23 protein-coding genes and 1 tRNA gene are annotated in these 22,928 nt (G+C 60.5%); 6 read left to right on the top strand and 18 right to left on the bottom strand.

All coding sequences use genetic code 11. The annotated features are described in order from the left end of the window. The first annotated feature begins 15 nt into the window (after positions 1-15). On the top strand, positions 16-618 hold the full coding sequence (locus tag G8O24_RS38635) for a hypothetical protein (RefSeq protein WP_188107749.1): 603 nt from the start codon (positions 16-18) through the stop codon (positions 616-618). A 123-nt stretch (positions 619-741) separates the two neighbouring features. On the opposite strand, the gene G8O24_RS38630 is transcribed toward G8O24_RS38635, so the two are convergent. Continuing rightward, positions 742-1,074 (bottom strand): hypothetical protein, encoded by a 333-nt coding sequence (locus G8O24_RS38630; RefSeq protein WP_188107748.1) that lies wholly within the window; start codon positions 1,072-1,074, stop codon positions 742-744. A 233-nt stretch (positions 1,075-1,307) separates the two neighbouring features. On the opposite strand from G8O24_RS38630, the gene G8O24_RS38625 reads away from it, so the two are divergent. After that, on the top strand, positions 1,308-1,559 hold the full coding sequence (locus G8O24_RS38625; RefSeq protein ID WP_188107747.1) for a helix-turn-helix domain-containing protein: 252 nt from the start codon (positions 1,308-1,310) through the stop codon (positions 1,557-1,559). 354 nt (positions 1,560-1,913) lie between these two features. After that, the gene (locus tag G8O24_RS38620) at positions 1,914-3,479 is read left to right on the top strand and encodes a recombinase family protein (RefSeq protein WP_311972336.1); all 1,566 of its coding nucleotides are present in this window, start codon (positions 1,914-1,916) and stop codon (positions 3,477-3,479) included. 320 nt (positions 3,480-3,799) lie between these two features. Here the strand turns inward: G8O24_RS38620 and G8O24_RS38615 are convergent, their stop codons facing one another. From G8O24_RS38615 to G8O24_RS38540, 16 genes are all read right to left on the bottom strand, one after another. Further along, the gene (locus tag G8O24_RS38615) at positions 3,800-4,582 is read right to left on the bottom strand and encodes a hypothetical protein (RefSeq protein ID WP_188107746.1); all 783 of its coding nucleotides are present in this window, start codon (positions 4,580-4,582) and stop codon (positions 3,800-3,802) included. A gap of 23 nt (positions 4,583-4,605) precedes the next feature. Next, positions 4,606-4,908, bottom strand: a complete 303-nt coding sequence (locus G8O24_RS38610; RefSeq protein ID WP_188107745.1) for a hypothetical protein — start codon at positions 4,906-4,908, stop codon at positions 4,606-4,608. 328 nt (positions 4,909-5,236) lie between these two features. Next, the gene (locus G8O24_RS38605) at positions 5,237-5,758 is read right to left on the bottom strand and encodes a hypothetical protein (RefSeq protein WP_188107744.1); all 522 of its coding nucleotides are present in this window, start codon (positions 5,756-5,758) and stop codon (positions 5,237-5,239) included. Between the two features lie 367 nt (positions 5,759-6,125). After that, positions 6,126-7,949, bottom strand: coding sequence for a caspase family protein (locus tag G8O24_RS38600; RefSeq protein WP_188107743.1), 1,824 nt, complete (start codon positions 7,947-7,949; stop codon positions 6,126-6,128). Positions 7,950-7,963: 14 nt separating this feature from the next. After that, positions 7,964-8,593, bottom strand: coding sequence for a DUF1353 domain-containing protein (locus G8O24_RS38595; protein WP_244646285.1), 630 nt, complete (start codon positions 8,591-8,593; stop codon positions 7,964-7,966). A 166-nt stretch (positions 8,594-8,759) separates the two neighbouring features. Then, complete coding sequence (locus G8O24_RS38590) at positions 8,760-11,951, bottom strand: bifunctional DNA primase/polymerase (protein ID WP_283815640.1); 3,192 nt, start codon at positions 11,949-11,951, stop codon at positions 8,760-8,762. Continuing rightward, a complete protein-coding gene (locus G8O24_RS38585) occupies positions 11,944-12,228 on the bottom strand; it encodes a hypothetical protein (RefSeq protein WP_188107741.1) in 285 nt (94 codons plus the stop codon). Before G8O24_RS38585 ends, G8O24_RS38590 begins: the two co-directional genes overlap by 8 nt. Before the next feature lie 70 nt (positions 12,229-12,298). Further along, on the bottom strand, positions 12,299-12,493 hold the full coding sequence (locus G8O24_RS38580) for a helix-turn-helix transcriptional regulator (protein WP_202988814.1): 195 nt from the start codon (positions 12,491-12,493) through the stop codon (positions 12,299-12,301). Between the two features lie 214 nt (positions 12,494-12,707). After that, complete coding sequence (locus G8O24_RS38575) at positions 12,708-12,878, bottom strand: hypothetical protein (protein ID WP_188107740.1); 171 nt, start codon at positions 12,876-12,878, stop codon at positions 12,708-12,710. A gap of 11 nt (positions 12,879-12,889) precedes the next feature. Next, entirely contained in the window at positions 12,890-13,084 is a 195-nt protein-coding gene (locus tag G8O24_RS38570) for a helix-turn-helix transcriptional regulator (protein ID WP_188107739.1), read from the bottom strand. A gap of 114 nt (positions 13,085-13,198) precedes the next feature. Then, a complete protein-coding gene (locus tag G8O24_RS38565; protein WP_188107738.1) occupies positions 13,199-13,651 on the bottom strand; it encodes a hypothetical protein in 453 nt (150 codons plus the stop codon). Between the two features lie 3 nt (positions 13,652-13,654). Further along, complete coding sequence (locus G8O24_RS38560; RefSeq protein WP_188107737.1) at positions 13,655-14,938, bottom strand: tyrosine-type recombinase/integrase; 1,284 nt, start codon at positions 14,936-14,938, stop codon at positions 13,655-13,657. A 363-nt stretch (positions 14,939-15,301) separates the two neighbouring features. Next, positions 15,302-16,429: a polyphosphate kinase 2 gene (gene ppk2, locus G8O24_RS38555; protein WP_188107736.1), complete on the bottom strand. Its 1,128-nt coding sequence runs from the start codon at positions 16,427-16,429 to the stop codon at positions 15,302-15,304. Between the two features lie 73 nt (positions 16,430-16,502). Then, positions 16,503-17,552, bottom strand: a complete 1,050-nt coding sequence (locus G8O24_RS38550) for an LLM class flavin-dependent oxidoreductase (RefSeq protein WP_188107735.1) — start codon at positions 17,550-17,552, stop codon at positions 16,503-16,505. Positions 17,553-17,647: 95 nt separating this feature from the next. Then, the gene (locus G8O24_RS38545) at positions 17,648-18,628 is read right to left on the bottom strand and encodes an NADPH:quinone oxidoreductase family protein (protein ID WP_188107734.1); all 981 of its coding nucleotides are present in this window, start codon (positions 18,626-18,628) and stop codon (positions 17,648-17,650) included. 55 nt (positions 18,629-18,683) lie between these two features. Next, positions 18,684-20,741: an ATP-dependent helicase gene (locus G8O24_RS38540; protein WP_188107733.1), complete on the bottom strand. Its 2,058-nt coding sequence runs from the start codon at positions 20,739-20,741 to the stop codon at positions 18,684-18,686. 128 nt (positions 20,742-20,869) lie between these two features. Between G8O24_RS38540 and G8O24_RS38535 the strand changes: the two genes are divergently transcribed. Further along, positions 20,870-21,460 carry a TMEM175 family protein gene (locus G8O24_RS38535; protein ID WP_188107732.1) on the top strand — a complete coding sequence of 197 codons (591 nt, stop codon included), beginning with the start codon at positions 20,870-20,872 and terminating at the stop codon, positions 21,458-21,460. Positions 21,461-21,469: 9 nt separating this feature from the next. Here the strand turns inward: G8O24_RS38535 and G8O24_RS38530 are convergent, their stop codons facing one another. Continuing rightward, positions 21,470-21,850 carry a YciI family protein gene (locus G8O24_RS38530; RefSeq protein WP_188107731.1) on the bottom strand — a complete coding sequence of 127 codons (381 nt, stop codon included), beginning with the start codon at positions 21,848-21,850 and terminating at the stop codon, positions 21,470-21,472. A 207-nt stretch (positions 21,851-22,057) separates the two neighbouring features. Here G8O24_RS38530 and G8O24_RS38525 point away from each other — a divergent pair, with 207 nt between their 5' ends. Together G8O24_RS38525 and G8O24_RS38520 are read left to right on the top strand one after the other, a co-directional pair. Further along, entirely contained in the window at positions 22,058-22,243 is a 186-nt protein-coding gene (locus tag G8O24_RS38525; protein WP_188107730.1) for a hypothetical protein, read from the top strand. A gap of 473 nt (positions 22,244-22,716) precedes the next feature. Next, positions 22,717-22,790: transfer RNA gene (locus G8O24_RS38520), tRNA-Gly, on the top strand. Positions 22,791-22,928: the final 138 nt, after the last annotated feature.

The following is a 22,928-nucleotide window of genomic DNA, read 5'->3' as shown; positions in this document are numbered from 1 at the left end:
CGCTGGAGCGTAGTTTTGAAAGAAACTCTTGAAGAGCGCCTCGGTCATGCACGATATGAATATGACATGGCGCGGGGCTGTATCGTAGAGCTGAAAAACGAGCAACTTCAATTCCAATGGAATGTTTTGCTTGCCGCCTTCGCGGTCTACTGGCGAAACTGTCAGAAATTTCTGAACGGGGACGATGATCAGGAATCAATCAAGGCAAAGAATTACATCGCGCGATTTAAGGCGTCATCCGCGCGGCACCTAGAGGGCGAGATAAATGACTTGCATCACCATGTGCTACATTTGAGCGGGAAGAGAACGAGCGACGACGAGAAGAAGCTCGCTCTCGATGATGCTGTGAAGTTGATGGAATGGCTCGAAGCGAACATGAGAGAGTTCGCGTCGCAGCTCGGTGAGCCCTACAAGTCGCTTTGGAGACCGTCTGGACCAGTTGGGGCTAGCGGCCAGACCGGGCCGACAACGGGGTCAACCGGACGCGCTGCGCCTCCACAATCGACCAACCACGTATGGAGCGCAGGAGAGCGGCTCCCGTCAGGGATCACGCACACCACGCACTCAACTCACGTTAGCTTTGTCTCGACCAGAAACTCTGGCGAAAAGGATGGCTAGCCGCCCATCAAGCCGCTCTTTAAACCTTTAAAAACAAGGGCTCGAATTGGGGGCCGCTCGTAGCGCTCCTCCGGTACCGGTTCATGAAGTAATGCGCGGTTCTCTTTTCGAAATCCAACCGCATTAATTGACGCTCTTAGGAACTGACGTTTTCTGCCGCGAGCGCCAATCGCTCAAATTGCCGCGCTGTTCGGACTCAAGCGCGGCCAGGAATCGCCGCATCTCGCTCCGCACCTGCCCAGCGACCTCGCGCGGATCACCGCCTGAGATGTTGAAGGTCGGATTAAAGCTGATCTGCTTGCTCATCGTGACCATCTCGCTCGAACTGGCGACCGCTGCCGCGCCGTCCGAAGTCAGGCTGCGCAGCTTGTCGTTCGACTCGATACGGCCGGACATGCCGGGCACGAAAAGCTCGGGGCCTTGCTCGCCCACAAGGTACGGCTTGCCATAGCTCACGGGGCCGCCCAGCGCGCGGATGGGCGGGAAGGTTCGCTTGGCTCGCCAAGGAGAGGTTAGTTCGCTATCCGCCCAAAAGCAGACCTATTGTGCTCACTCGGAGTTTTTACGCTCATGACCCCGAAGCAGATACTGATAGATGAATGAAATAGAAGAGAAAGAGACCAATCGATCCTCATTATGCGCATCCGCGTATAGTGTCATTTTATACGCTTTCGCGTATTGGCTGCCCGATGGATATAATCGCCCGCTCCCCACAGCAACTTGGTGCTGCCATTAGACGGCACCGCCGGATGAAACGTCTCACCCAGGGGGCCTTGGGTGATAAGATGCATGCGCGTCAAGCGACCATCTCGAAGCTAGAAGCCGGCGAACCAGCGACACAGATACGCACGCTTACGGATGCCTTGGCCGCACTCGATCTGGAGCTCATCATCCGTCCACGCACCAAGGGTTCGGCCAAAGCGATCGAGGATCTTTTCTAATGGAGCGTCGTATCTTCCGTGCACCGCGCGATGTGTGCTCGCGAGCTCCTGTTTGAGGTATCCTTCTTGTTTGCAACTCGTGACGCTAAGCGCGCTAACGGCTGTCAGGATTCTTCACCGCTGGCGCGCCAACGCTCGGAACAATGGATGGCGACAGACGCCTGTTGGCGCGACAGATTTCCGGAGAACAGTTTTAGTGTCCTGCGCGATTTTGCACCAAGCGCCGAAGGTCCAGTTTCATCACCGTCGCGCCGACGTGTTTGATGGCTTACGGAGCCACAGGGCGTTTCCAGTGGCGCTGCCGGCAGCAAAGTTGTATAGATAAAAACGATATCGCGCAGCGGAGTGCCAGCAGTGCCGGAGCAGCGCGCGCTTGTCGCTCGTAGGGAGAGTCTACCTCAGACGCAAAAAGCGCAACGGGCCGCGCAGTACGTCCGTATGTCCACTGACTACCAAAAATATTCGATTGAGAATCAAGCTGTGGTCATTGCTGCCTACGCACAGCTTCACGGGCTCTCAATTGTGCGCACCTATCGCGATGAAGGTGAAAGCGGCTTGCTGATTAAGAACAGGATGGGCCTTACTCAGTTGATCGCTGACGTTAGCTCGGATCAGATAGATTTTGGCAATATTCTAGTCTTTGACGTCAGCCGTTGGGGGCGCTTTCAAGACGTAGACGAAAGCGCGCATTATGAGTTCATCTGCAAAAAGGCGGGGGTTAAGGTCGCATACTGCGCGGAGCAGTTTGATAACGACGGAAGCCTTCTTTCCAATATTTTGAAGAACATCAAGCGGGTCATGGCGGCCGAGTACAGCCGCGAGCTATCGGCAAAGGTTTTTGCTGGGACCTCGCGGTTGGCTAGGATCGGGTTCAAAATGGGCGGCTCGGCCGGTTTTGGCTTGGAGCGTTTCTTGGTGGACGACCACGCTCAGCTCAAAGGAGTTCTCAAGCCCGGTGAACGCAAATGCTTGGCTACAGACCGAGTGAAACTACGTCCAGGACCGACTGAGCAAATCGCAATCATTAAGAGGATTTTCGATGATTTTGTTGGAGGAAAGTCTCAATGGAAAATCGCGAAAGAACTAAATCAGGAAGGAGTGGCGACACATAACGGCCGACCCTGGAGTAACAAGCTTGTAGGCGCAATTCTAAAGAACGAAGCATTCATCGGCAACTACGTCTACAATCGTTCGACGGAAAAACTAGGTACGAAGCGAAGGCACAATCCAAAAGAGCATTGGATAAGGAGCGAGGGCTGCATCACGCCCATTATCGATAAGGCTGCGTTTATACGCGCGAACAAGATCATGGATGAATGGCACGTCAAGATTTCAGAAGACGAGATGCTGCGGCGGGTGCGCAAAGTACTTCTGAAGAAAGGCAAACTCAGCGCCAAGATTATTAATCAAGCTCCGACGCTTCCACACAGCGGCACCTATTATAAGCACTTCGGTAGTCTTCAAAACCTTTACCGACTAATCGACTATCGCGAGAACAATAAACACTGGACGGATCTTACCGCCCACCAGCAGTGGCTCGATATGAACATCGGGCATGCTGTGCAGCTTCGGGAGCTTCTTGAGAAGGCTGGTGGCAGTGTCACGATTGAGTCGTCAACTGGGAGCTTGCTGGTGGACGAGATTGTGCACGTCCACTTCGGTTTGGCTAAATGGCGCAACTACGACGGCAAGGTGCGTTGGGGTATGCGCCACCGCGTTCGATGGCATTCAGGTTGGATAGCGGCGATCAGAATGGGCGAGAATAACGCAAGTATTCTTGACTATTTACTACTCCGCGTTCCTCCTCCGGGAGGTCCTCATTTGTGGCTGTCTGAGGAGACGCTCCGCGCTCGCAAGATCGAACGTTTCGAAACTTTCTCTGCGCTTGCTAAATCGCTCATTCGTCGCGTTTGTCGATAGGTCGGTTGCGACGAACTTGGAGCCGAAAAAATCACATCTTGCTTTTGCGCGGTCGGCGTCCGTTAGGAAACGGACTGAGGGGGCTCGACATCGGTAATTGGCCCTTTTGCGACCTCTGGCGCCGTCCGCTAATGCGCCGCTATTGGCGGACAAGCCAACATCAGGCGTGCGCGCTAACGCCATTTTTCGATGTCGCAGCCACTAAGCTCAGCACGGGTCACGTCGCAGCTGCGCTTCCTCTGCACGACATAGCGGCGTTCTCGCACACCAGCCAGCCGATTTCGACGGGATGGCTCAAATCAACTTCAAGCCCCGCGCACTCATGACTTGCGCGGCCAATGTGCCGAGCCGCGCGCGAAACCCGGAGGAAGCACGATCCCGGCCAAGCCTGCTTCATAGTGGCCAGCGCGCGCTTCGGTGCGCGACACGACAATCTCACGCTGCTCCCGGCGCGGGGTGTCGAAACGCTGTTCATGATGAACCCAACGCGGCTCTTCCTTAATGACGTTGCCACTGGCGTTGGTTCGCACGGGAAGCACATCTCCGTTTGAAAATACCCAGCACGGCTGCATCTCGCGACGTTCGCTCGCTTGCCGACCCGGATGCTGACGGTGCGCGGCGTCGATGCTGCGCACAGGCTCGAAGCCCGGTGCGCGTCGGCCAGCTTCGTTAACCGCGCTCGCCTCGGTGTCGATTTCGCCGAGCCGGGCGATGATGTCGCCGAGCTTTGCAGCCGTAGCGTCGTACTCGCGAAGCAGGGCAACTGCCTCAACCTCAACATTACTGCGCGCGTTCGTGACACGCTGACGGAAGCGTTCTGCCTCGGCTTGCTTCTCGGCCCCTGCTTCGGTCGCGAGCGCTTCCGCGTGCGCCTTTCCAAGATCAGCGAGCCGCGCGGCAGCGCGATCGGCAGCGCGCCGGTGCACTTCATATTCTGCTTCGGCCTTCTGATGGGCGGCATCATCCATCAAGCCGAGACCGGCTAGCGCTGCGCCGCGCTTAGCAAGGACAGCGTCATGTTCGGCGCGCGCCTTCTCGATCTCGGTGGCGATAGCGGTGGAGGTAATCGGCTTCTTGCCGAACAGCTTTTGGATAAGAGTCATGTGATTGTTCTCAAGGGGGGAACTTAGCGCCGCCAGTAGTTGGCGACGGCCTCTGCGCCGGGGTCTCGCGGCGTGATGGTCGATGCCTTCGGGGGGAGCTTGGTCGCGATAGCCGGCTTCGGAGCGGGCTTCGGTGCAACGGCGCTATATGCCTCGCCCGCCCGCAGCCAGCGGTGATAGGCAACATGCTCGCGGCTCTCGGCAAACGTCAGGTTGTGCGCCATGCCGTGACGTGCACTGAACTGCGCTTCTGCAAGCTGCCGCTGAGCCGTTGCGTAATCTGCGGACGCCGCCTGAAGGTCGGCGAGAAGCGTGGCGCGGCTCATTGGGCATCTCCGCCGGCTGCAATCCAGGTTTGAAGCCGATCGGCCGGATAAGCAGGTCGATCACCGATCAAGAAAAACGGGGGCCCATCGCCACGCTTGGCGAGGTTGCGGAGGGTCTTTGCGCAACGGCCGATCCGCTTTGCGGCCTGGGTGCGCGAGAGATAGATTTTAGACATTGGCATCCATCTGAAAAAGTGGCCGATGCATTTGGTTTACCAAACACGCCGGCCAAGGCTGGCGAATGGCGTTACTTGGTGTGGAGGAGGACCAAGCAACGGGAGGAGTATGGGAAAATCAGGGGCGGCTGTCGGGACTGTTTCGGTATCCCTTAAGCCGCTTTACGGCGGCGCTTCTTATTGTCGTTGGCGGGGATGCCAGCGATGCGCGATTCATGCTCGGCGAGAATGGCGGCGCGCTCTTCCGCTCGCATGCGGAGAAGCTTCTGCTCGACGCAAATATCGATCAGAGCAGCCCAGGTCTGCGGGATATTCACTCGCATCTTGAGGGCGAGCGCCGTGAGTTCGCCCGCGAGTTCAGGGCTCAGCGCTTCGAGTGCGGCGACCGGGACAAGGCCGAATCCGAGCGTTGCCAGGGCCGCCTCGATGCTCTCCAGACCCGGACGGTTCTTCTTTCTCCAAGCCTTCAACGTAGCCCTGCGCACGCCGCTGCGCTCTTCCAGAGAGTCGTAGGTCATTCGCTGGCGCGCCATCTCGGCGAAAACGAGCCTCGCGAACGGCCCGACACGCTCGGGGATCGAGACGGTGCGCGGATTTTTGCGTCGCTTCCGAGCGGACGGCGAAATGGGCGAAGCGCGGAAATCGGGCGGATACAGCGGAGTGGTAGTGGGCATCGGGTCATCCTGAAGGCGATTGAACTGCCTTCAGCGTCGGACAATGGGCTATTCCGCTACAGCCCAATTCAGTAGCCACTGTGCATGCCCCTAGTTTGGAGGCACAAACACGTTCGAGAACAGAAAGTCACTTTTGAAATTTTAAATCTAGCCAGATCGGGCGGTCGCGCGTCACCCGCGTGGGGGGCGGCCCCGGAAGGACCCGACGCGTTGCAAATTGCAAGCTGATGCGCAAGGGGCTCAGCTGCGCGCTAAAAAGTACGTACGAAGCCCGTAATCAGCCGCAAAATGGCGGCTGTTTCGCAAGGCAGTGGATGCCCAACAGTGGACTCGGTATCTTCCAGAGTTTGAATGCGCTGCGCGGAACTCATCGCGGCGGGGAAGTGCCCGGCGGTGCTGGTGGCAGCGGAGTACTTCCACCGTTCAGCAATGGCGTGATGCGTCGGATTGTGAAGCGTTGATTAGTGCGACCCAAGCCGCCATTCTGTTCCTTTAAATACTGTGAGCCGTAACCTTGCGAGACTAAGTTCTCCGTGGGCACGCGGAGTTGTTGGATCAGGAATGCGGCTAGAGCTTCCGCTCGCCTATCTGACAACGATAGATTGTCGATCTCGCTTCCAGAGTCGTCGGTGTGGCCCTCAATCAGGAACACCTCGCGTGGATTGCGCTGGAGCGCCTGTTTCAGCCCGTACGCAATTGGCTTCAACTTTGCTTCTTGGTCGGAAGCGAACTCCCATGAACCGGGTGTGAGGTTTATTGTGTTGATATCGACGCTCGGCATCATCTTACTCACGTTACGGCTGTAGCGGATCTCGTCCATCGAGTAGCGCCGATCGATCGGAACTACCGACGATGCTAGCAGAGTGTCGTACACTAAGCTCGACGGTGCGCTGTCGTAGTCAACGATGTAGCGATCATAGGGGATGCGGACCACCGGCGGCGGAATGTCAATAAACATGCCGTTGACGGAGCGTGGATCACGATAAGTATTATCGATGATGATGATCTCGCGACCGTCTGAACCGCGTCCGATTCGCCGGATGAGCCGACCGTCAGGAGCAGCGACAGAAATGATTTCGCTGTTGTCAGGACGAATCACGACGGTACGTTTGTCACCGCCAACGGTCTCGGTGCGAACATCGCGTGCACCAATCTGTAAGAGTGCGAGATCGTTATGACGCACGTAAGATCTGCTGCTTGGATCCCGGATGATGAAGCGCCCGGGCTCGTTGATGATAGTGCGGTTGCCATCTTGCTGCTCCTCACGCGCGTCGCGGATATCTTGAAGTCGGTGGTATGCAGGCAGGCTCGCCTCTGAGGAACGAGGTCTGGGCGGCGGCGGCGGTGGTGGTGGTGATATCGTTGCACCGCTCTGCAACGCAGGTGCCGCGAGCTGTGGGGAGTTTGATAAATTTGGGGCGAGTCGATTAGCATTCAAAACGACCGTCCCAATTATTCCATCATGCTCCCACGGATGCTGAGTAAAGCGGGTGGAGCTGTAGACGGCTTCCTTCACGCGTTTGAACACCGTTAAATAATCTTGGTTGGGGTTACGGAGTTCAGCTGACAAAGCTCTAGCGTACGGGCCTCCTTCATCGCCGACATCTGATGCGGTCTGCCCCGGACTTGTGGAGAAAGCAATAAATGAGCCGCTCTGACCTCGAATGTCTTCGAACCCCTTTGAGATGCTCTTGATCGGCAAGTGCAATTCAGTCCGGCAGGCATCGAAAACGAAGAAGAGTGCTGTTTCTTTCGAAGCTCGCCGGGCAACCTCGTGAACAACCGCATCTAGCGAAATTGCATCGTACCATGCCGACTGAAGCTGAAGAGACTGCACGTCAACGGGAATAAGATAGTTTGCTCCATCTTCTGGTCGTGCCGCTCCGTGCCCCGAATAATAGAAAAATCCGATGCTGCCACTCCCAGCATTGCTAAGGGCTGTCCCAAACTCGTCAATCTTTTGTAGTAGCTGCCCTCGTGTCGCGTTCTTTACGATCGTTGTCTCGAAACCTGCAGTTTTCAGAGCGGCGGCAACGATGTCAGCGTCAGTCGTAGGGTTGTTGAGTGTGCCGACCTCGCGAGAGTATGCGCCGTTCCCGACAACCAATGCCAAGCGTGGTTGAGCCAAGCATCCTTCGACACGGATAGCCAAGGCTAATAAGACACCTACAATCCGGAGGAATTGCACCATGCTTCTCTGCGCTGCTAAGGACCGAAAACGCCTGGGCTCTTCTTCCACTGTTCCCACGTTATTCGCGGGTTGTCGGGAAATTGTTGTAGAACGCGTTTTTCGCCAGCAGCTTTTAATTGAACATCCTGGTCCCACGAGCTCTTACCGAAGAGGTGTACCGCCGAATAAATTGTGGAAACAACTGAACTAGATACTCCAAATTCTTCCATACCAAGCTTCAAGATGTCGTCTGCTGCGTCCTTTGATTGCTCCTGAGTCCAATACAGGTAATCGTGGAGTACTGCGGCGTACGCGTAGAGCCCATCAGGTTTGAGCAAGCTCCAAAATATGCGAGGGATGCTTGCGAAGTCCGTTACGAAGCCGATGGGAACTGTAACGCTTTGATATTTTCGGCCTTGTTCAGAGCTAGGCTTCCAAGTGATAGGACGCAGCAGGAAATAGGTCGGATCAGCGAACCTTCCGATACGAAGAGGGCCCTCCACGTCCTTAGTGCGACTCATCCAATCGTTCATCCATACGGAAATTTCTTTTGGATTGGATTGGTAGTCTTCCGCGCGAGCGGAATCTCGACCGCGTCCTAATTCAAATCCAAAGCCTGAGAGAAGAGAGAAAGAGCCGATCAAAAAATTTCTGCGAGAGTACATGTTTCCCCCTCTAGGCCCATGCAATGCTCCACCCAAGATAGAATATACGTCTGGCAATTTATGCGCTATCAGATTTTCTACGACGGTGGCAGGCATCGAGACAGTGACTTTGGTGAATTTGGATGCTGAGCTTTCCCCAGGCTAACAAAACAACCTGCGTTAACTTCTAGCGCCCTTCGACATCCAGACCGATCTTGGCGAACGTGGCGCCCGACGGCTTCCGCTCAACCGTGAGGCTCGCCAGCGGCCCCAGCCGCTCTTCCAGCCACACCCGGAGGGCGGCGACGCCGCACGGTATGATGCCGGGAAGATACCAGCCCGTGTACCGCTTCTGGCCGGAACCGGCCTTTTGATAGGTGAACTTTCGGACGGGCGAGGAGTCGGTGGAATCCCTAATAAGAGTCTCTATAGAGAAACCACCGACTCCTCGCGCACCCCAATCCGTCGTTCCGAACGCTAAGCCGGCATCCCGGCTGTTCGTCAGAACCACCCCTTCCGCCGCCATGTCAGCGGTCGGACCGGGGGCGATCTCATCCCACCGCACCACTTCATGAACCGTGACCGGCAGCGGCACGTCGCACACGATGTCCAGCCAGCACGGTTCGGACCGCCGGTGGGGGCGCAATCGACCAACCGCCTGAAGTAGTTCGCCCACGGTGATCCGCCAGCGTAGCGCCTCCGCAATCGGCTCGGGGTGGCGATCAATCGTAGTCGCGACAACGGAGCCGTCAGCAAGCTGGATACCGCCCGGATGTTTATCGAAGAAATGACCTTCGCCACCGGATACCGGACGCCCAGCGAAGACCGCCGCCAAGGCTTCAACGGCGGACCGCCTGGGGGCAGGACGCCCGATCACGATCAGCCCGGCGACGTCTTGCATGTCGTTCATGCCGGCCAGCGCCCCAAAGTGCCGAGCGATCACGTTGGCCGGAAGCTGCCCGGCGATCTGGTCAAGCACACCCTTGTAGGTGACGACACCGATCTGGGAGGGCGCGGCCAAGGCAGCCCGGAGCCGAACGAACCGGACAACGTCCAGCACGTTGCGCGGCTTGGGGGCCTCCCATAAGCCCAGCTTTGACATGCTGACCGGGGCGTCGAGGATCTGCCGCACCCGGACGTGCTCCGGCCACTTGGCGGCAACAACCGGCTGTTCGGTCACCACCGGCGGAAAGTCGGCGGTTTGGATTTCACCAAGCGCAATCGCGATCAGCGAAGCCGGCGGCGCGGTCGCGTCGAGAACCAGCGTCGGCGCGTCACGCCATGACGGATGCACCGTCCGCAGCGGCGTCACAGACACCTTGCCGCCCTCGACCGTAATACGCCCCGATTGCGATCGGTCGCCAATGGTGGACTCGATCTTCCATTCCTCAAGAAAGATCGCGATCTCCCGCCAAAGCGTCCCCGCATCCCGCGCAAGCTCGTTCCGGGCCGCATGGCGATAGGTGGCGGTCTTGAGTTCGCTTTCCCGCATGTCAGGGCGCAAGATCGTGGAAGTGACGCGGCGTTGCTCTAGCCAACCGACTGCGTTGGCGACTTCGGCGTCAATTCCGTGGTCGATCAAAGCGGCGCGGGCCAACGGGCCGTTGCCGTTCGCCTTGATCGCGGCGGCAAGGCGGTGGCGGAATCGCTCGACCGCGTCGTGATCTTCGTCGCTACAGCCTTCGATCTTTGATCCGAGCAGCGCTGCTACATCGACCTTCACCGGATCGCCGATTGCGCCGTCAATGAACGATTCGTCGATAACGACCGCGTCGGGCGGGAAAATGAAGTCCGGTCGCTTCGTGTACAGCAACGCCGCCGGGGTGACCCATACGGACGGACGCGCCTCGCGCTGGCGCTCCATGCCGCACGCCTTCGCAAGCGGGCAGCGGACAATCTCGTTATCGATCCGGCGCTCGCACACGGAGTCCCGGATGCTGACGCCAAGGTCACGCGCGGCTTTGTAGGCCGGGATGTTGCGGCACATGAGATGTTCGGGCGCGAGCGGGTCCGGGCGCTCATAACCGCGATAGACTTCGGCCTTGACACCATCCGATGCGAAGTCCGCCGCGATCTGTTCCGCAAGATCGTGGCGTGGCACGACATAGGCGATGCGGCGGCCCAGCCGAGCTTGCTTGGCGGCCCCCTCCCGCGCGGCGTGCGTTTTACCGATACCGGCTTCCGACCGCACCGACGTGACCGGATGCACCGGGAGAATCAGCGGCGGCTTGAGTGCCGCCTGATTCCGAACCGCGATGCCGTTCAGAATGGCGTTGGCGAGCTCGGGGCCGGTTAGCGTCCGAAGACGCGCGGTGGCCTCGTCAAGGTGGACACGCTGGTCTGAATAGCTCGGGACCACCGCCGATGCCGACGCAACATTGCGCAAATGGATGAGCGGCGCGGCAGAGAGGCCGAGCTTGTCACGGAGCCAGTCGCGCGCCTCGCCGTAACTGATCTCACGCGCCTTGGCGGCGATTGTGATGGCGGAAAACGTATCGCCGGACCCAAAGTCAACGATACCGGTCGGATGGATGCCAAGATGTGCGCCGCGCGCGGCGGCGGCCCGACCCGAGCCGGACGCGCGCCATGGCGCGACCGCGCGATAGCCCGCACCGTTTCTGCGGAGCTTCGGCAGGCCAAGATCGGGCACCCAGGCGGATAGGTTCGCGAGTGCGGCCGAGTTCACGTCATCATTGCCCCACATGCCGGGCATGGTGTTGTGCGCAGGTCGTTCACCGGCAGCGCCACGCGGGTGCGGACGCTCAGGAGCGTCCCATCCGTATGCGCGAAGTGCCTCCTCCATCGCCGTGAAATGCGCGCTGGTGATTTCGGGCAGCTCAGCAATCGAGGTGTCGAGAAGCGTCCGTTCGGTAATCCATTCGTACCGACCACCCGCCGGGTGCGCGGTCGGCGGTAATACCGTCTGCTTGCCGACGCTGAGAAAATCGAGAAGGCCGCGCTTGTCTGCGGTTCGATAGTTCTTCGAGGGCAGCGGCTCAGCGGCCCGATAGAACGCAGTGAACCCCTTGCGACCTCGTTTCGCCACGATAATCGGCGGCAGAACTGCGCTGATCGCGTCGATCAAAGAGTCATCGTCGATGTCAACCGCGACAAGGCCGCCAAGACCGCAGGCCAAGCCGATGCCAGCATCGGGCCACGTAGCCCAATGGGCGATGATCTTGGGATGCGCCTGACGCTGGCAGAACACGTCCCACTTCTTGAGGCGACGCCACACAGGTTCGCCGTCGCGCACATCGAGTGCGCCCGGCTCCTTCCCTTTCGGTGCCCAATCGTCATCGCCAACCGGTGCAATCGGCAAGGGCGAGTAGCCCCGTGCGACAAGAGCCGGGGCCGACCGGGCAAGGGCGGATTCAGACATGCGAAGGAATGTCAGTCAGCCAGCAATCCGGTCGGTTCGTCCTCGTCCACTGATAGACCTGCCACAGCCGGTCGAGCGCGCTTCCGGAAAATTTGAAATGCGCAACGATCTCGCGGACTTCATCGGCGAAAAGCTCAATGATCGAGCCATCGCGACCGTTGAAGCGAACCCAGAAACAGCCATGGTTGGCCGAATGACGATGTCCGACGATGGTGTCGAGTTCGGGAGGGCGATCATAATCACCTCTCGAACGTGCGGCTTCGGGGATATTGTCCATTTGTCAGCTTCCTCTTTCGAAAAGAACCTCACCCCGCTGCGCGCGCCAACGCTCAGCGGGGTCTTTTTTGTTACGCAGTAGCGCCGCCGGGGGCGGTGCAGTTGGCCTGCATGAAGAATGCGAGGTCTTCACGCCGATACCGGGGCGAGCGTCCAATGCGAACATAGGCAGGACCGTAGCCCTCGCGTCGCCAACGTGCGAGCGTGACGACTGATTTGCCAAGGAAGTCGGCGACTTCAGTTTCGGTCAGAAGATTAATGCCCACGATCTGCTCCGATTTATTGTGAGAGACAGCGATTAGTCTCGAAGGGTTATGGTGGTCTTGTCGGGGGTGTTTGGGTATCCCTTGCTAAATTCCTCATGCTCAAGGCAAACGTCGCCGATCACGCGGCAGGACCGCGTGTCGGCACGTTCGGGCTTTTGTGAGGGGGTGGCGCTACGCGCTGAAGATAGCCCGCCCGAAGGTGGGCCAATGGCTATCAGGCAAGCCCGGCATCGATCAGCGCGGAATAGGCGCGAACTGCTGTCACGATAATATCCCGGTCGGTCGGCCCTACCGTGTTTTCTTCGTTGCCTTCGAGAGCTTCGGCGAGTGCGAGAGCGTACTTGGCGCGATCGGCTTCGGGGTCGAGATTGTCAACGTTGATCATGAGTTCCACCCTTAGGCTTCGTTCGCAGCGCGGTCGGCGAGTCCCGTCATCCACGCTTCGATTTCTGCCGCATCGAAAAAGCGCGACCGTGAGATATATACAGGTGCGGGAAACCCCTTCGTGCGCAACTTGACAAGCCGTTCGAACGAGGACCTCGGCATATCCAGTTTTTCGCGAACGGTTTCGGACTTCATCAGTTGCTTCATTTTGCGCCTCTTGAGATTTGATGACGGCTCAGGAGGTATCCGGAGCAACACGCAACTATCTAGGTAAAAGGAAGCCGACGGATTTTACCCAAAAATCGTCGGACTTTCCGTCGCCTATCCGTCGCGGCGAAATCGCTGCCAAGCCTTCCTTACGATTTCAGTGTCGCGGCTAGGTGGTCCCTTAGCAACAGCTTCAATAGCCACGCCGACCTTCTCACCACTTTCAACACGCCGCCAAACTTCATGGCCGATCTTTCTGTCACGCCAGTCGCGCCGCAGCGCGTCGGCGGGATTCTGTCCGCCATTGCCGCGCCACAGGACGCCTAACTTCTCTGGCGTGAAGTACAAAGGGGCGTCGGGCAAGGTTTGCATTGCCCGTTCGGCTACGGCGCTAACACCCGTCGCGAAACGATCGACCTCAAGCATCACGGAGTCCGCTATTGGCCTGTTGTGCTGACGCGAGAGTGAATATGCGCGCCACGCCGCGACGACGTTTCCCGTCTCCTCGAAATAGGCGGTCAGGTCGGCTATTTCACTACCAATAAAATCGATGTCGATTTTCGTCATCGCTCACGCACCCGCCGCGAAGGGCACGACATTCGATTCGCGTACCGCCGTCAGATCAGCGAGGAAATCTGCCCATAGAATCAGCGCGTGGCGCTTCTCCTGAGCGAACGAGTGTCGCTGATAAACAGCCATCACGCCGCGCATTTGATGATTCAGCACCCGTTCAACAGTCACAACGTCAACGCCCAGCCTCGGCATGGTGGTGGCGGCCGTGCGCCGCAAATCGTGAAGTCGCCAGGGCTCGATTTTAACCTCCTCAGGATTGTCGCCCCCCGCTGCCGCGTCTTCCCGCGCGATCTCCAGCATCACTTCATCAATGCGCGTTTTCGCGTGGGCCGCAGAGAACGAGGCGAACACACGGGGCGTGTCCTTGACCCGGTCCATACTCGTCAGAATTTCAACGGTGATCGGGGCGAGCGGAACGGCATGTGCGCGGCCGTTCTTCGCGCGTGCACCGGGGAGGGTCCATGTCGGTGTGTCGCTGGTCAGGTCGAGTTCTGACCACTCCATGTCGCCGACTTCGTTCAACCGCTGCGCGGACAATAAGAGCAGATGGACAAATTGACGCCGAGGCCATTCGAGGCGGTCGATTGCCCGCAGCAAGAGGCGCAACTCATCATCGGTCAGAACCCGATCCCGTGCGACCTCCTTGACGACAGCAGTTCCGTCGAAAGGGTTCTTCTCGACTAGTTCCTTGGAAATACACCACTGGAAGAAGTGCCGCCCATACGCCCGGAGCCGTTTCGATTGGATCGGCCCGCGTATCTTAACCGTGTCGAGTACCCGGATTGCATCGCTCCGCCGGATGTCATCCACGCGCCTCTTAGCCCAACCTTTCAGTTCTTTGTTGAGAACCCGTCGCACCTCCCGGCCGGACTTCAACCCATCGGCGTGGTCGGCGTAGTAGCGCACCAGCACATTCGCGACGGTATCCTCCCGGCGGCGAGCTTCTTGTTCCTCAGCAGCGATCCGGGCGGCTTCCGCCTTGCGATTCGTGCGCTTCTGGTCGGCAGGGTCCACACCCATCGCGCGTTGTCGGCGGGCGTCGCCAGCCGCATCGCGGGCCTGGGCTAGCGTCAGTGCGCCTGGACCGCTGGCGGGACCCAGCACGACAGTCACGTCTTGCCCGTCTTCCTTATCACCGCGTCGGAATCTGTAGACGAACGTCCGCGCCCCGGACGGATACACCAGCACGCGTAAGCCAGGATGCCCCACGTCCGGCAGGGCGTAGCGATTCGCTCGCGGCTTTGCATGTTCGATCGCCAACGCAGTCAGCGGTTTTTTCATCCGCGCCCCTTTCTGAGCCCCACTCCAAGCCCCAACAAATACCTAGCTGTAGTGGTATTTCTTGGGGTGTCGTCAGCTACCAGTAGAGGGCGATGCTATTGATTAGAATGAGATTTTTTGACGCATGTGGGGCTTGGTGGTAGTTGCCGAAACCACAAGATGCCTGACTGTAAATCAGCCGCCTCATGGCTTCGCAGGTTCGAGTCCTGCCTCCCCCACCACGCTTTGCCCTAACGGGCTACGCGTGGCGCAGCCGAGCGTAGCCCGCTAGGGCAAAAAGCCTGTCCGGCGAAGCTGAGCGCAGCGAAAGCGAAGACGGACCTTTTGCCTCCATCATCGCCCCATTCGCCGGCATCGCTTGACCTATTTCGCGTGTTCTTCACGCTCGTGGATCACATTGGCGCGTCCGACGAGGAGATTGTCGACCAATCCAATGCGTTTGGTGTCCTTGCCGGCATAGGGCATGGCGTGAAGCACGTAGCGCATGGCGTTGAGCCGCGCGCGTTTCTTGTCGTCGGACTTGATGACGATCCAGGGGCAGTCCGCGGTGTCGGTGTGGAAGAACATGCCTTCCTTGGCCCGCGTGTAGTCGTCCCATTTGTCGAGCGAGGCGAGGTCGATCGGTGACAGCTTCCACTGTTTCAGCGGATGGCCTTCGCGCTCCTTAAAGCGCCGTCGCTGTTCCTCGCGGCTGACCGAGAACCAGAACTTGATGAGATGCTGGCCGCTGCGAACGAGGTTGCGTTCGAATTCAGGGACCTGGCGCAGGAACTCGTCGTACTCCGACGGCGAGCAGAAGCTCATGACCCGCTCGACGCCGGCGCGGTTGTACCAGCTGCGATCGAACAGCACGATCTCGCCGGCGGTCGGCAGATGTTGCACGTAACGCTGAAAATACCATTGGCCCCGCTCGACGTCGCTGGGTTTTTCCAGGGCGACAACGCGGGCGCCGCGCGGATTGAGATGCTCCATGAAGCGCTTGATCGTGCCGCCCTTGCCGGCGGCGTCGCGGCCCTCGAACAAGAGAACCAGCCGCTGGCGCTGCTCCTTCATCCAGATCTGCAGCTTCAACAGTTCGGTTTGAAGCGCGAACTTCTGCTCCTCATAGTCGCGGCGGTACATCCGCGATTTGTAGGGATAGCCGCCGACCCGCCAGTCGTCGGCCAACTCGTCGCTGGTGGTGCGCTTGGCGCGCTTGGCTTCCTTGCCGACCAGAAGCGCCTGCAGGCGTTTGGCATCGTCGGGCGCCGCGCCCGTGAGAATCGCCTGCACCGGCTCGCTATCCGGCGCGAGGGCCGGCGGCCCCTTCAGGACGCTGTCGAGCACCGCGAGTTCTGTCTGCAACGCGCCTGTCGAGGCTTGTTCCGCGAACGAGCGCTCGACCGGGCTGAGCTTGACGGCACGCGCCGTCGCATTCGCCGACTTGGCCCGTCTCGTTGCGCTGCTCTTTTGGGGTCGAGCCTGCCTGGACTTCCGCGGAAGAGATGCCATTCGCCTGCCTGTCCTGAAGATGCACGGGAATCCGCTTCTAGCTGCGATTCCCGGCCAGACGGCTTGACGTGGATCAAAACGCGGCGGACGACGACGACAGTAAACACTTTACCATCGGCACCACCTCCCGCCCGTAGAGCTCGATGCTTCGCATCAGCTTCTCGTGCGGCAACGGCCCCGCCGAATATTTCAGCTGAAACCGAGCAATGCCGAGCGCCTTCGCGGTCTTGGCGATTTTTCGCGCGACAGTTTCGGGTGCCCCGACATAGAGCGAGCCGTGCTCGGCCTCGCTGATGAACTCGTCGCGGCCCATCGGCGGCCAGCCGCGCTCACGGCCGATGCGGTCGCGCATTGCCTTGTAGTCGGGCCACAGCTCCTCGCGGGCCTCTTCGTCGGTTTCGGCGACGTAGCCGGGGGAGTGCACGCCGATCGGTTGCGCGGGGCGGCCGAACTCCTTGAAGGCGCGGTGATAGAGATCGACATAAGGCGCGAAGCGTGCGGGATCGCCGCCGATGATGGCGAGCATCAGCGGCAGATCGTAATGCGCGGCGCGCACCACCGATTGCGGGCTGCCGCCGACGCCGATCCAGGTCTTGAGCTGACCATTTTCCACCGGCGGATAGACCAGCTGGTCTTTCAGGGCTGGACGCAGCTTGCCGTGCCACGTCACCGGCTTCTGCGCCAGCAGTGCGGCGAACAGGTCGAGCTTCTCCTCGAACAGCTCCTCGTAGTTGCTTAGGTCGAAGCCGAACAGCGGGAAAGATTCCGTGAACGAGCCGCGGCCGAGGATCACCTCGGCGCGTCCGTTTGAGAGTGCGTCGAGCGTTGCAAAGCGCTGGAACACGCGGATGGGATCGTCCGAGCTCAGCACCGTCACCGCCGAGCCGAGATGGATGCGCCTGGTGCGCGCGGCGATCGCCGCCAGCACCGTCTCGGGCGAGGAGATCGCAAAATCAGAACGGTGATGCTCGCCGAGGCCGATGAAGTCGAGGCCAAGCTCGTCCGCCAGCACCGCCTCGTCGACGACGTTGCGGACCACCTGCGCATGCGAAAGCATGTTGCCTGTGGCGTCCCTGGTGACGTCGCCAAAAGTATCCAGTCCGAATTCGAGCGGTGCGGTCATCGATCAGGTCTCTGTGGGGAGGATCGGCCAGAGGTAATTGTTGCGCGCGAGGCGGCAAGGCGGATTCCGGAAATGCTCGGTTTCCGTTCGTGAGGCTATGCCGCGATCCGCACGACCATCTTGCCGAGGGCGGAGCGCGTCTGCATCGTCCTGAACGCCTCGCGGAAATCCTCAAGCGCGAAGACGTGGCCGACCACGGGCTTCAGCTGGCGGTCGGCAAGCCAGGCGGTCAACTGCGACATCAAGCGCTTCTGCACCTCGGGCTCGCGCACTGGAATCTGCGCGAGGTCGACGCCAAGCAGAGCGCCGCCTTTCAGCAGCGGCAGATTGAACGGCAGCGCCGGGATCGCACCGGCGGCAAAACCCACCACGAGATGGCGCCCGCGCCAGGCGATGGAGCGAAAGGCCTGCACCGAGATCTCGCCGCCGACGGGATCGAAGATGACGTCGGCACCGTGTCCGTCCGTCAACTGCTTGAACGTGTCGCGCCAGTCTGCTTGCGTGTAATCGATCACTGTGTCGGCGCCGTGTGCGCGCGCGAAGTCGCGCTTCTCCGAGTTCGATGCCGCTGCGATGACCCGAGCGCCGAGCAGCTTGCCGATCTGGATGGCCGCAATTCCAGTGCCGCCGGCCGCCCCCAGCACCAGAAGCCGCTCGCCTGCAGCCAGCATGGCGCGCGTGCTGAGCGCGTAGAGCGCCGTCAGATAGTTGGCGCGAAACGACGCGGCGACCTCGGCCGCGACACCCTCCGGCAAGGGATAGACCGCCTCAGGGTTGACGACGATCTCTTCGGCAAGCGCACCCGATCGCGTCATGCCCATCACGCGCATCCCGGGTTGATAGCCGCCCGGCGCGCCAGGCGCTTCGGTCACCGCGCCGGCGAATTCGGTCCCGGGAATGAAGGGCAGGGGATCCCTGGTCTGATACCGCCCCTCGATCTTCAAACCGTCGACAAACCCTATGCCGGCGGCTTCCACTCGGATGCGCAGTTGTCCGGGCTCCAGGAGCGGCGACGGAACGTCCTTCAGCTGGATCTGATCGATAGGGGCATATTGCTCGACGACGACGGCTTTCATGTCGGACCTCCGGTTTCCTGACATCCTGTCAGGTCCCGCGGCCGGGCTCTTGTGTCTACCGCCACATCCCCCGCATCCGCGCCCCGATGTCGATCTTCGGACCCTGCGCCGCGGTGCGCGCCGCGCCTGCCGCGGATTTCGGCCAGGCCGCGCGCTCGAACAGATAGACCAGTTGCTCCGGGATGAAGCGGGTGCGGGAGGCATAGACGTGGCGGTCGCCTTTGGCGGCCTGGCCGTGGACGAAGAAGCGTTGCGGCACCACGAGATGCAGATCGTCCTTGGCTCGCGTCATCGCGACGTAGAGCAGCCGGCGTTCCTCTTCGATCTCGGCGCTGGTGCCGGCGCCGAGATCGGAGGGCATGCAGCCGTCGACCACGTTGAGCAGGAACACCGACTTCCACTCCTGTCCCTTGGCGGAGTGGATGGTGGAGAGGATCAGATAGTCCTCGTCGCGCAAGGGCGGGCCTGATTTGTCGCTGGTTGCGTCCGGCGGATCGAGCGTGAGCTCGGTCAGAAATTTTTCGCGCGAGGAATAGCCGCTCGCGATCTGTTCGAGCTGCATCAGATCGGCGCGGCGCGTCTCGGAATCCTCATGAAGGCGGTCGAGATGCGGCTCGTACCAGAGCCTGACACGCTCGAGGTCGACAGGCCATTCCGAGTAGCGCAAATTCTCGACCGTGCGGACGAAGCTGATCCAGTCATCGCCGGTACGTGGCGGCACCGGGAGACGGGCGAGCGTGTGCAGCGGGTCCATGCTCTCCGCCATCTGGTCGAGCACGCGCTGGGCGGTGGCGGGGCCGATGCCCGGCAACAGATGCAGGATACGGAAACCGGCGACGCGGTCGCGCGGGTTCTCGGCAAAGCGCAGCAGTGCCAGCACGTCCTTGACATGTGCGGCGTCGAGAAACTTCAAGCCGCCGAATTTGACGAACGGGATATTGCGGCGGGTGAGCTCGATCTCCAGGGGACCGGAATGCGAGGAAGTCCGGAACAGCACTGCCTGCTGCTTCAGGAGGGCGCCTTGCTCGCGATTGGCCAGGACCTGCTCGACGATGTAGCGGGCCTGGTCGGCCTCGTCATGCACAGTGACGAGCTGCGGCTTGTGCCCGGAGGTGCGATCGGTCCACAGGTTCTTGGTGAAGCGTTCGCGCGCCAGCCCGATGACGCCATTGGCCGCCGCCAGCACCGCTTGCGTCGAGCGGTAATTGCGGTCGAGCGTGATCGTCTCCGCACGGGGCGAGAAACTCTGCGGAAAGTCCAGGATGTTGCGGACGGTGGCGGCGCGGAACGAATAGATCGATTGCGCATCGTCGCCGACGACGGTGAGCCCGCGGCCATCGGGCTTCAGCGCCAGGAGGATCGAGGATTGCAGGCGATTGGTGTCCTGATATTCGTCGACCAGCACGTGGTCGAAGCGGCCGCCGATCTCGTCGGCGATCAGCGCATCGCTCATCATCTGCGACCAGTAGAGCAGGAGATCGTCGTAATCGAGCACGTGCTGGGCCTGCTTGGCCTCGACGTAAGCGGCGAACAGCCCCTTCAGCTCGGCGGCCCAGCCTGCGCACCAGGGATAGTGCTGGCCCAGCACTTTTTCGATCTCCATCTCGGCATTGACGCAGCGCGAGTAGATCGACAGGCACGTGCCCTTGGCCGGAAAGCGGCTCTCGGTCTTCGACAGGCCGCGTTCGTGCCTGACCAGATTCATCAGGTCGGCGGAATCCTCGCGGTCGTGGATGGTGAAGGCGGGATCGAGGCCGATCCGCTCAGAATATTCACGCAGCAGCCGTGCGCCGATGCCGTGGAAGGTCCCGGCCCAGGTCAGTGCATCGCGCATGATCGCAGCATTGTTCTCGCCCAGCACCTTGCGGGCGATCCGCTCGACGCGGCCGGCCATCTCGGCTGCGGCACGGCGGGAGAAGGTCATCAGCAGGATCCGGCGCGGATCGGCGCCGGCGACGATCAGGTGGGCGACGCGGTGGGCGAGCGTATTGGTCTTGCCGGAGCCGGCGCCGGCAATGACGAGCAGGGGAGAGCCCACGGTCGCGCCATCGGCCACGCCATGCTCCACGGCGCGGCGCTGCTCCGCATTGAGCGTGTCCAGATAGGTCGTCACGAATCGCCCCGATGAAAGACAGAGACTCGGCGAAATCAGCGCGAATCGCAATGCGGCTGGACGGAACCTCTGACAACACCTAGGGATAAGACGGCCCAAGGTTCCAGTTTCGAAAAGCGCGCCCTGGCATGACCGAGCTCAAGCCCGACCAGTTCGAGATGCGGCGGCTGGAATCGCTCAGCAACACCATTTTTGGTGTGGCGATGACACTACTCGCCTACGACCTGCCCAAGGCGGCGGTGTTCACCAGCGCGCCGGACTGGAGCGATCTCGCCCAGGTCTATTCCGGCAGGCTGGCGGGTCTTGCGCTCAGCTTCATCATCGCCGGGGTGTTCTGGATCAGCCATCATCGCAGGCTGGCCCGCCAGCCGGTGGGCAGCCGCGGCACGGTGATCCTCAACCTGTTCTTTCTGCTCTCGATCGTGCTGCTGCCGGTGACCAACGGCCTCTACACCAATTACGGCATGAGCAGCGCGGTGGCCGTTCTCTACGGACTGCATCTGACCGCCATCGCCGGCCTCAATGCCTGGCTGTGGTGGCTGATCGTGGGCGGCTGGCGCCAGGAGATCATGGCCTCGATGTTTCCATTGCTGGTGTTCATTCCGGGCACGATCGTTGCGGCCTTCGCGCCGCATATCGCGCCCTTCGTGTGGTTCATCGCCTTCGGCGGTCTCCTGATCCAGCGCTTCCGGATCGGCCGGACCGAGCCCGGCGCGTGAGGCGGCGGCTCATCCCTTGGTCGCGCCGAACCCATCGGCTGGCACATAAAGCTTGACCGGCCGGATCTCGTAGACCGCGCTCGGATTGACCGCGCGCAGCGTCCGCGCCGCCGCGATGGCTTCCTCATCCGTGTCGTATTCGACGAGGTGGAAGCCCAGCAACTGCTCCTTGGTCTCGGCAAATGGGCCGTCCAGCACGATGCCGGCGCCCGGGCCGCGCAAGGTATGGGCCTTTCTCGTGTCGTCCAGACGGGCGGCAGGCCCAAGGTGTCCGCTTGCCCTTAAGGGAGCCTGAGCCTCGATGACTTTGGCCACCACGGCGGCATCCTGCTCCGGCGTCCACGCCAGCAGCTCATCCTCCACATGATAGGCCAGGATCGCGTAAAGCATCTTCACCTCGCTTGTTTTTTTACCGCGCCGTCCGAAGGACTTACCATCGCCGCCGGTACGGACAATCCCGAAAGTCCAAAATGTTGCGTCGGCGAATGTGCGGCGAAACCGTCCTGAAACCTGATTGCCGTCTGCCGTGGTGAACGCCGTCCGGCGAAGAGGCGACTGATGGCCACAAGAAACGATTGAGGTTCATCGGAGGCGGCAATGTCGGGTCAGACCATCAAGATCATCTGCGATGCGCGGCGGGCAGGGAAGGCGGAGCCTGCCGATCTGCACGACCAGGCGGGCCATCACCGTTACTATGGCAGCTCGGCCGAGAATGGCGGCGAACGCATGGTCGAGACGCGCCGCGGCAAGCGCCCCGCTGTGCTCGCCATCTTCGGCTTCTGAGCCGCACGGAGCGAAGCGGCACGACCTGAGCCGGCACGGTCAGGGCGCGCTGAGGACCTGCTTGACGAGAGCCTCGCGCAGCGTTGCGAACTCGCCGCTCGCCTCCATCTGCGCGATCACCGGTCCCGCACCGCGCCGGCAAGAGTGATGGCTCAAAAGAAAAGGCGCGGCGGGGAGACCCCGTCGCGCCCGATTTCTTGCTCGCTGGTCCAGGGCTGGAAGCGCCCCGATGCCAAGCCCTAGCTAGAGCCTAGCGGGCGATCCCAGCGAGGTGACAGCGCTTGGTAAAAGACACTGGATCACCTCCTTTCGTTGATTACGGGAGACCTCAATATAGGTCGGAAGGCCGCCGCTGTTAAGGGGCCAGCCGGGCGAGGGCGGAACCGGGCCTGTGTGCAAGGATGGGAAAGCCGGCGTAAGCCGCCGTTCCGGCAGTTGAGACCGCCGCCCGGCCGTGTTAGGGAGCCCCTGTCGCGGGTGTAGCTCAATGGTAGAGCAGCAGCCTTCCAAGCTGAATACGAGGGTTCGATTCCCTTCACCCGCTCCATCAAAATTCTATGTCCGGCCTGAAGACATAGGTAACAGGTTGTACCTAAGACATGGGTGACAACCTCGTGCCGAACGGGTTGTCGTGGGTTTCAGGGTCATTCCACGCATTCATGGCGCGGCTCCATTATTGCTCGGC

The organism is Bradyrhizobium campsiandrae (assembly GCF_014529705.1).
GTDB lineage: Bacteria > Pseudomonadota > Alphaproteobacteria > Rhizobiales > Xanthobacteraceae > Bradyrhizobium > Bradyrhizobium campsiandrae.
The sequence above is the reverse complement of the archived record's forward strand: the minus strand, read 5'-3'. Positions and strand labels throughout refer to the sequence as shown.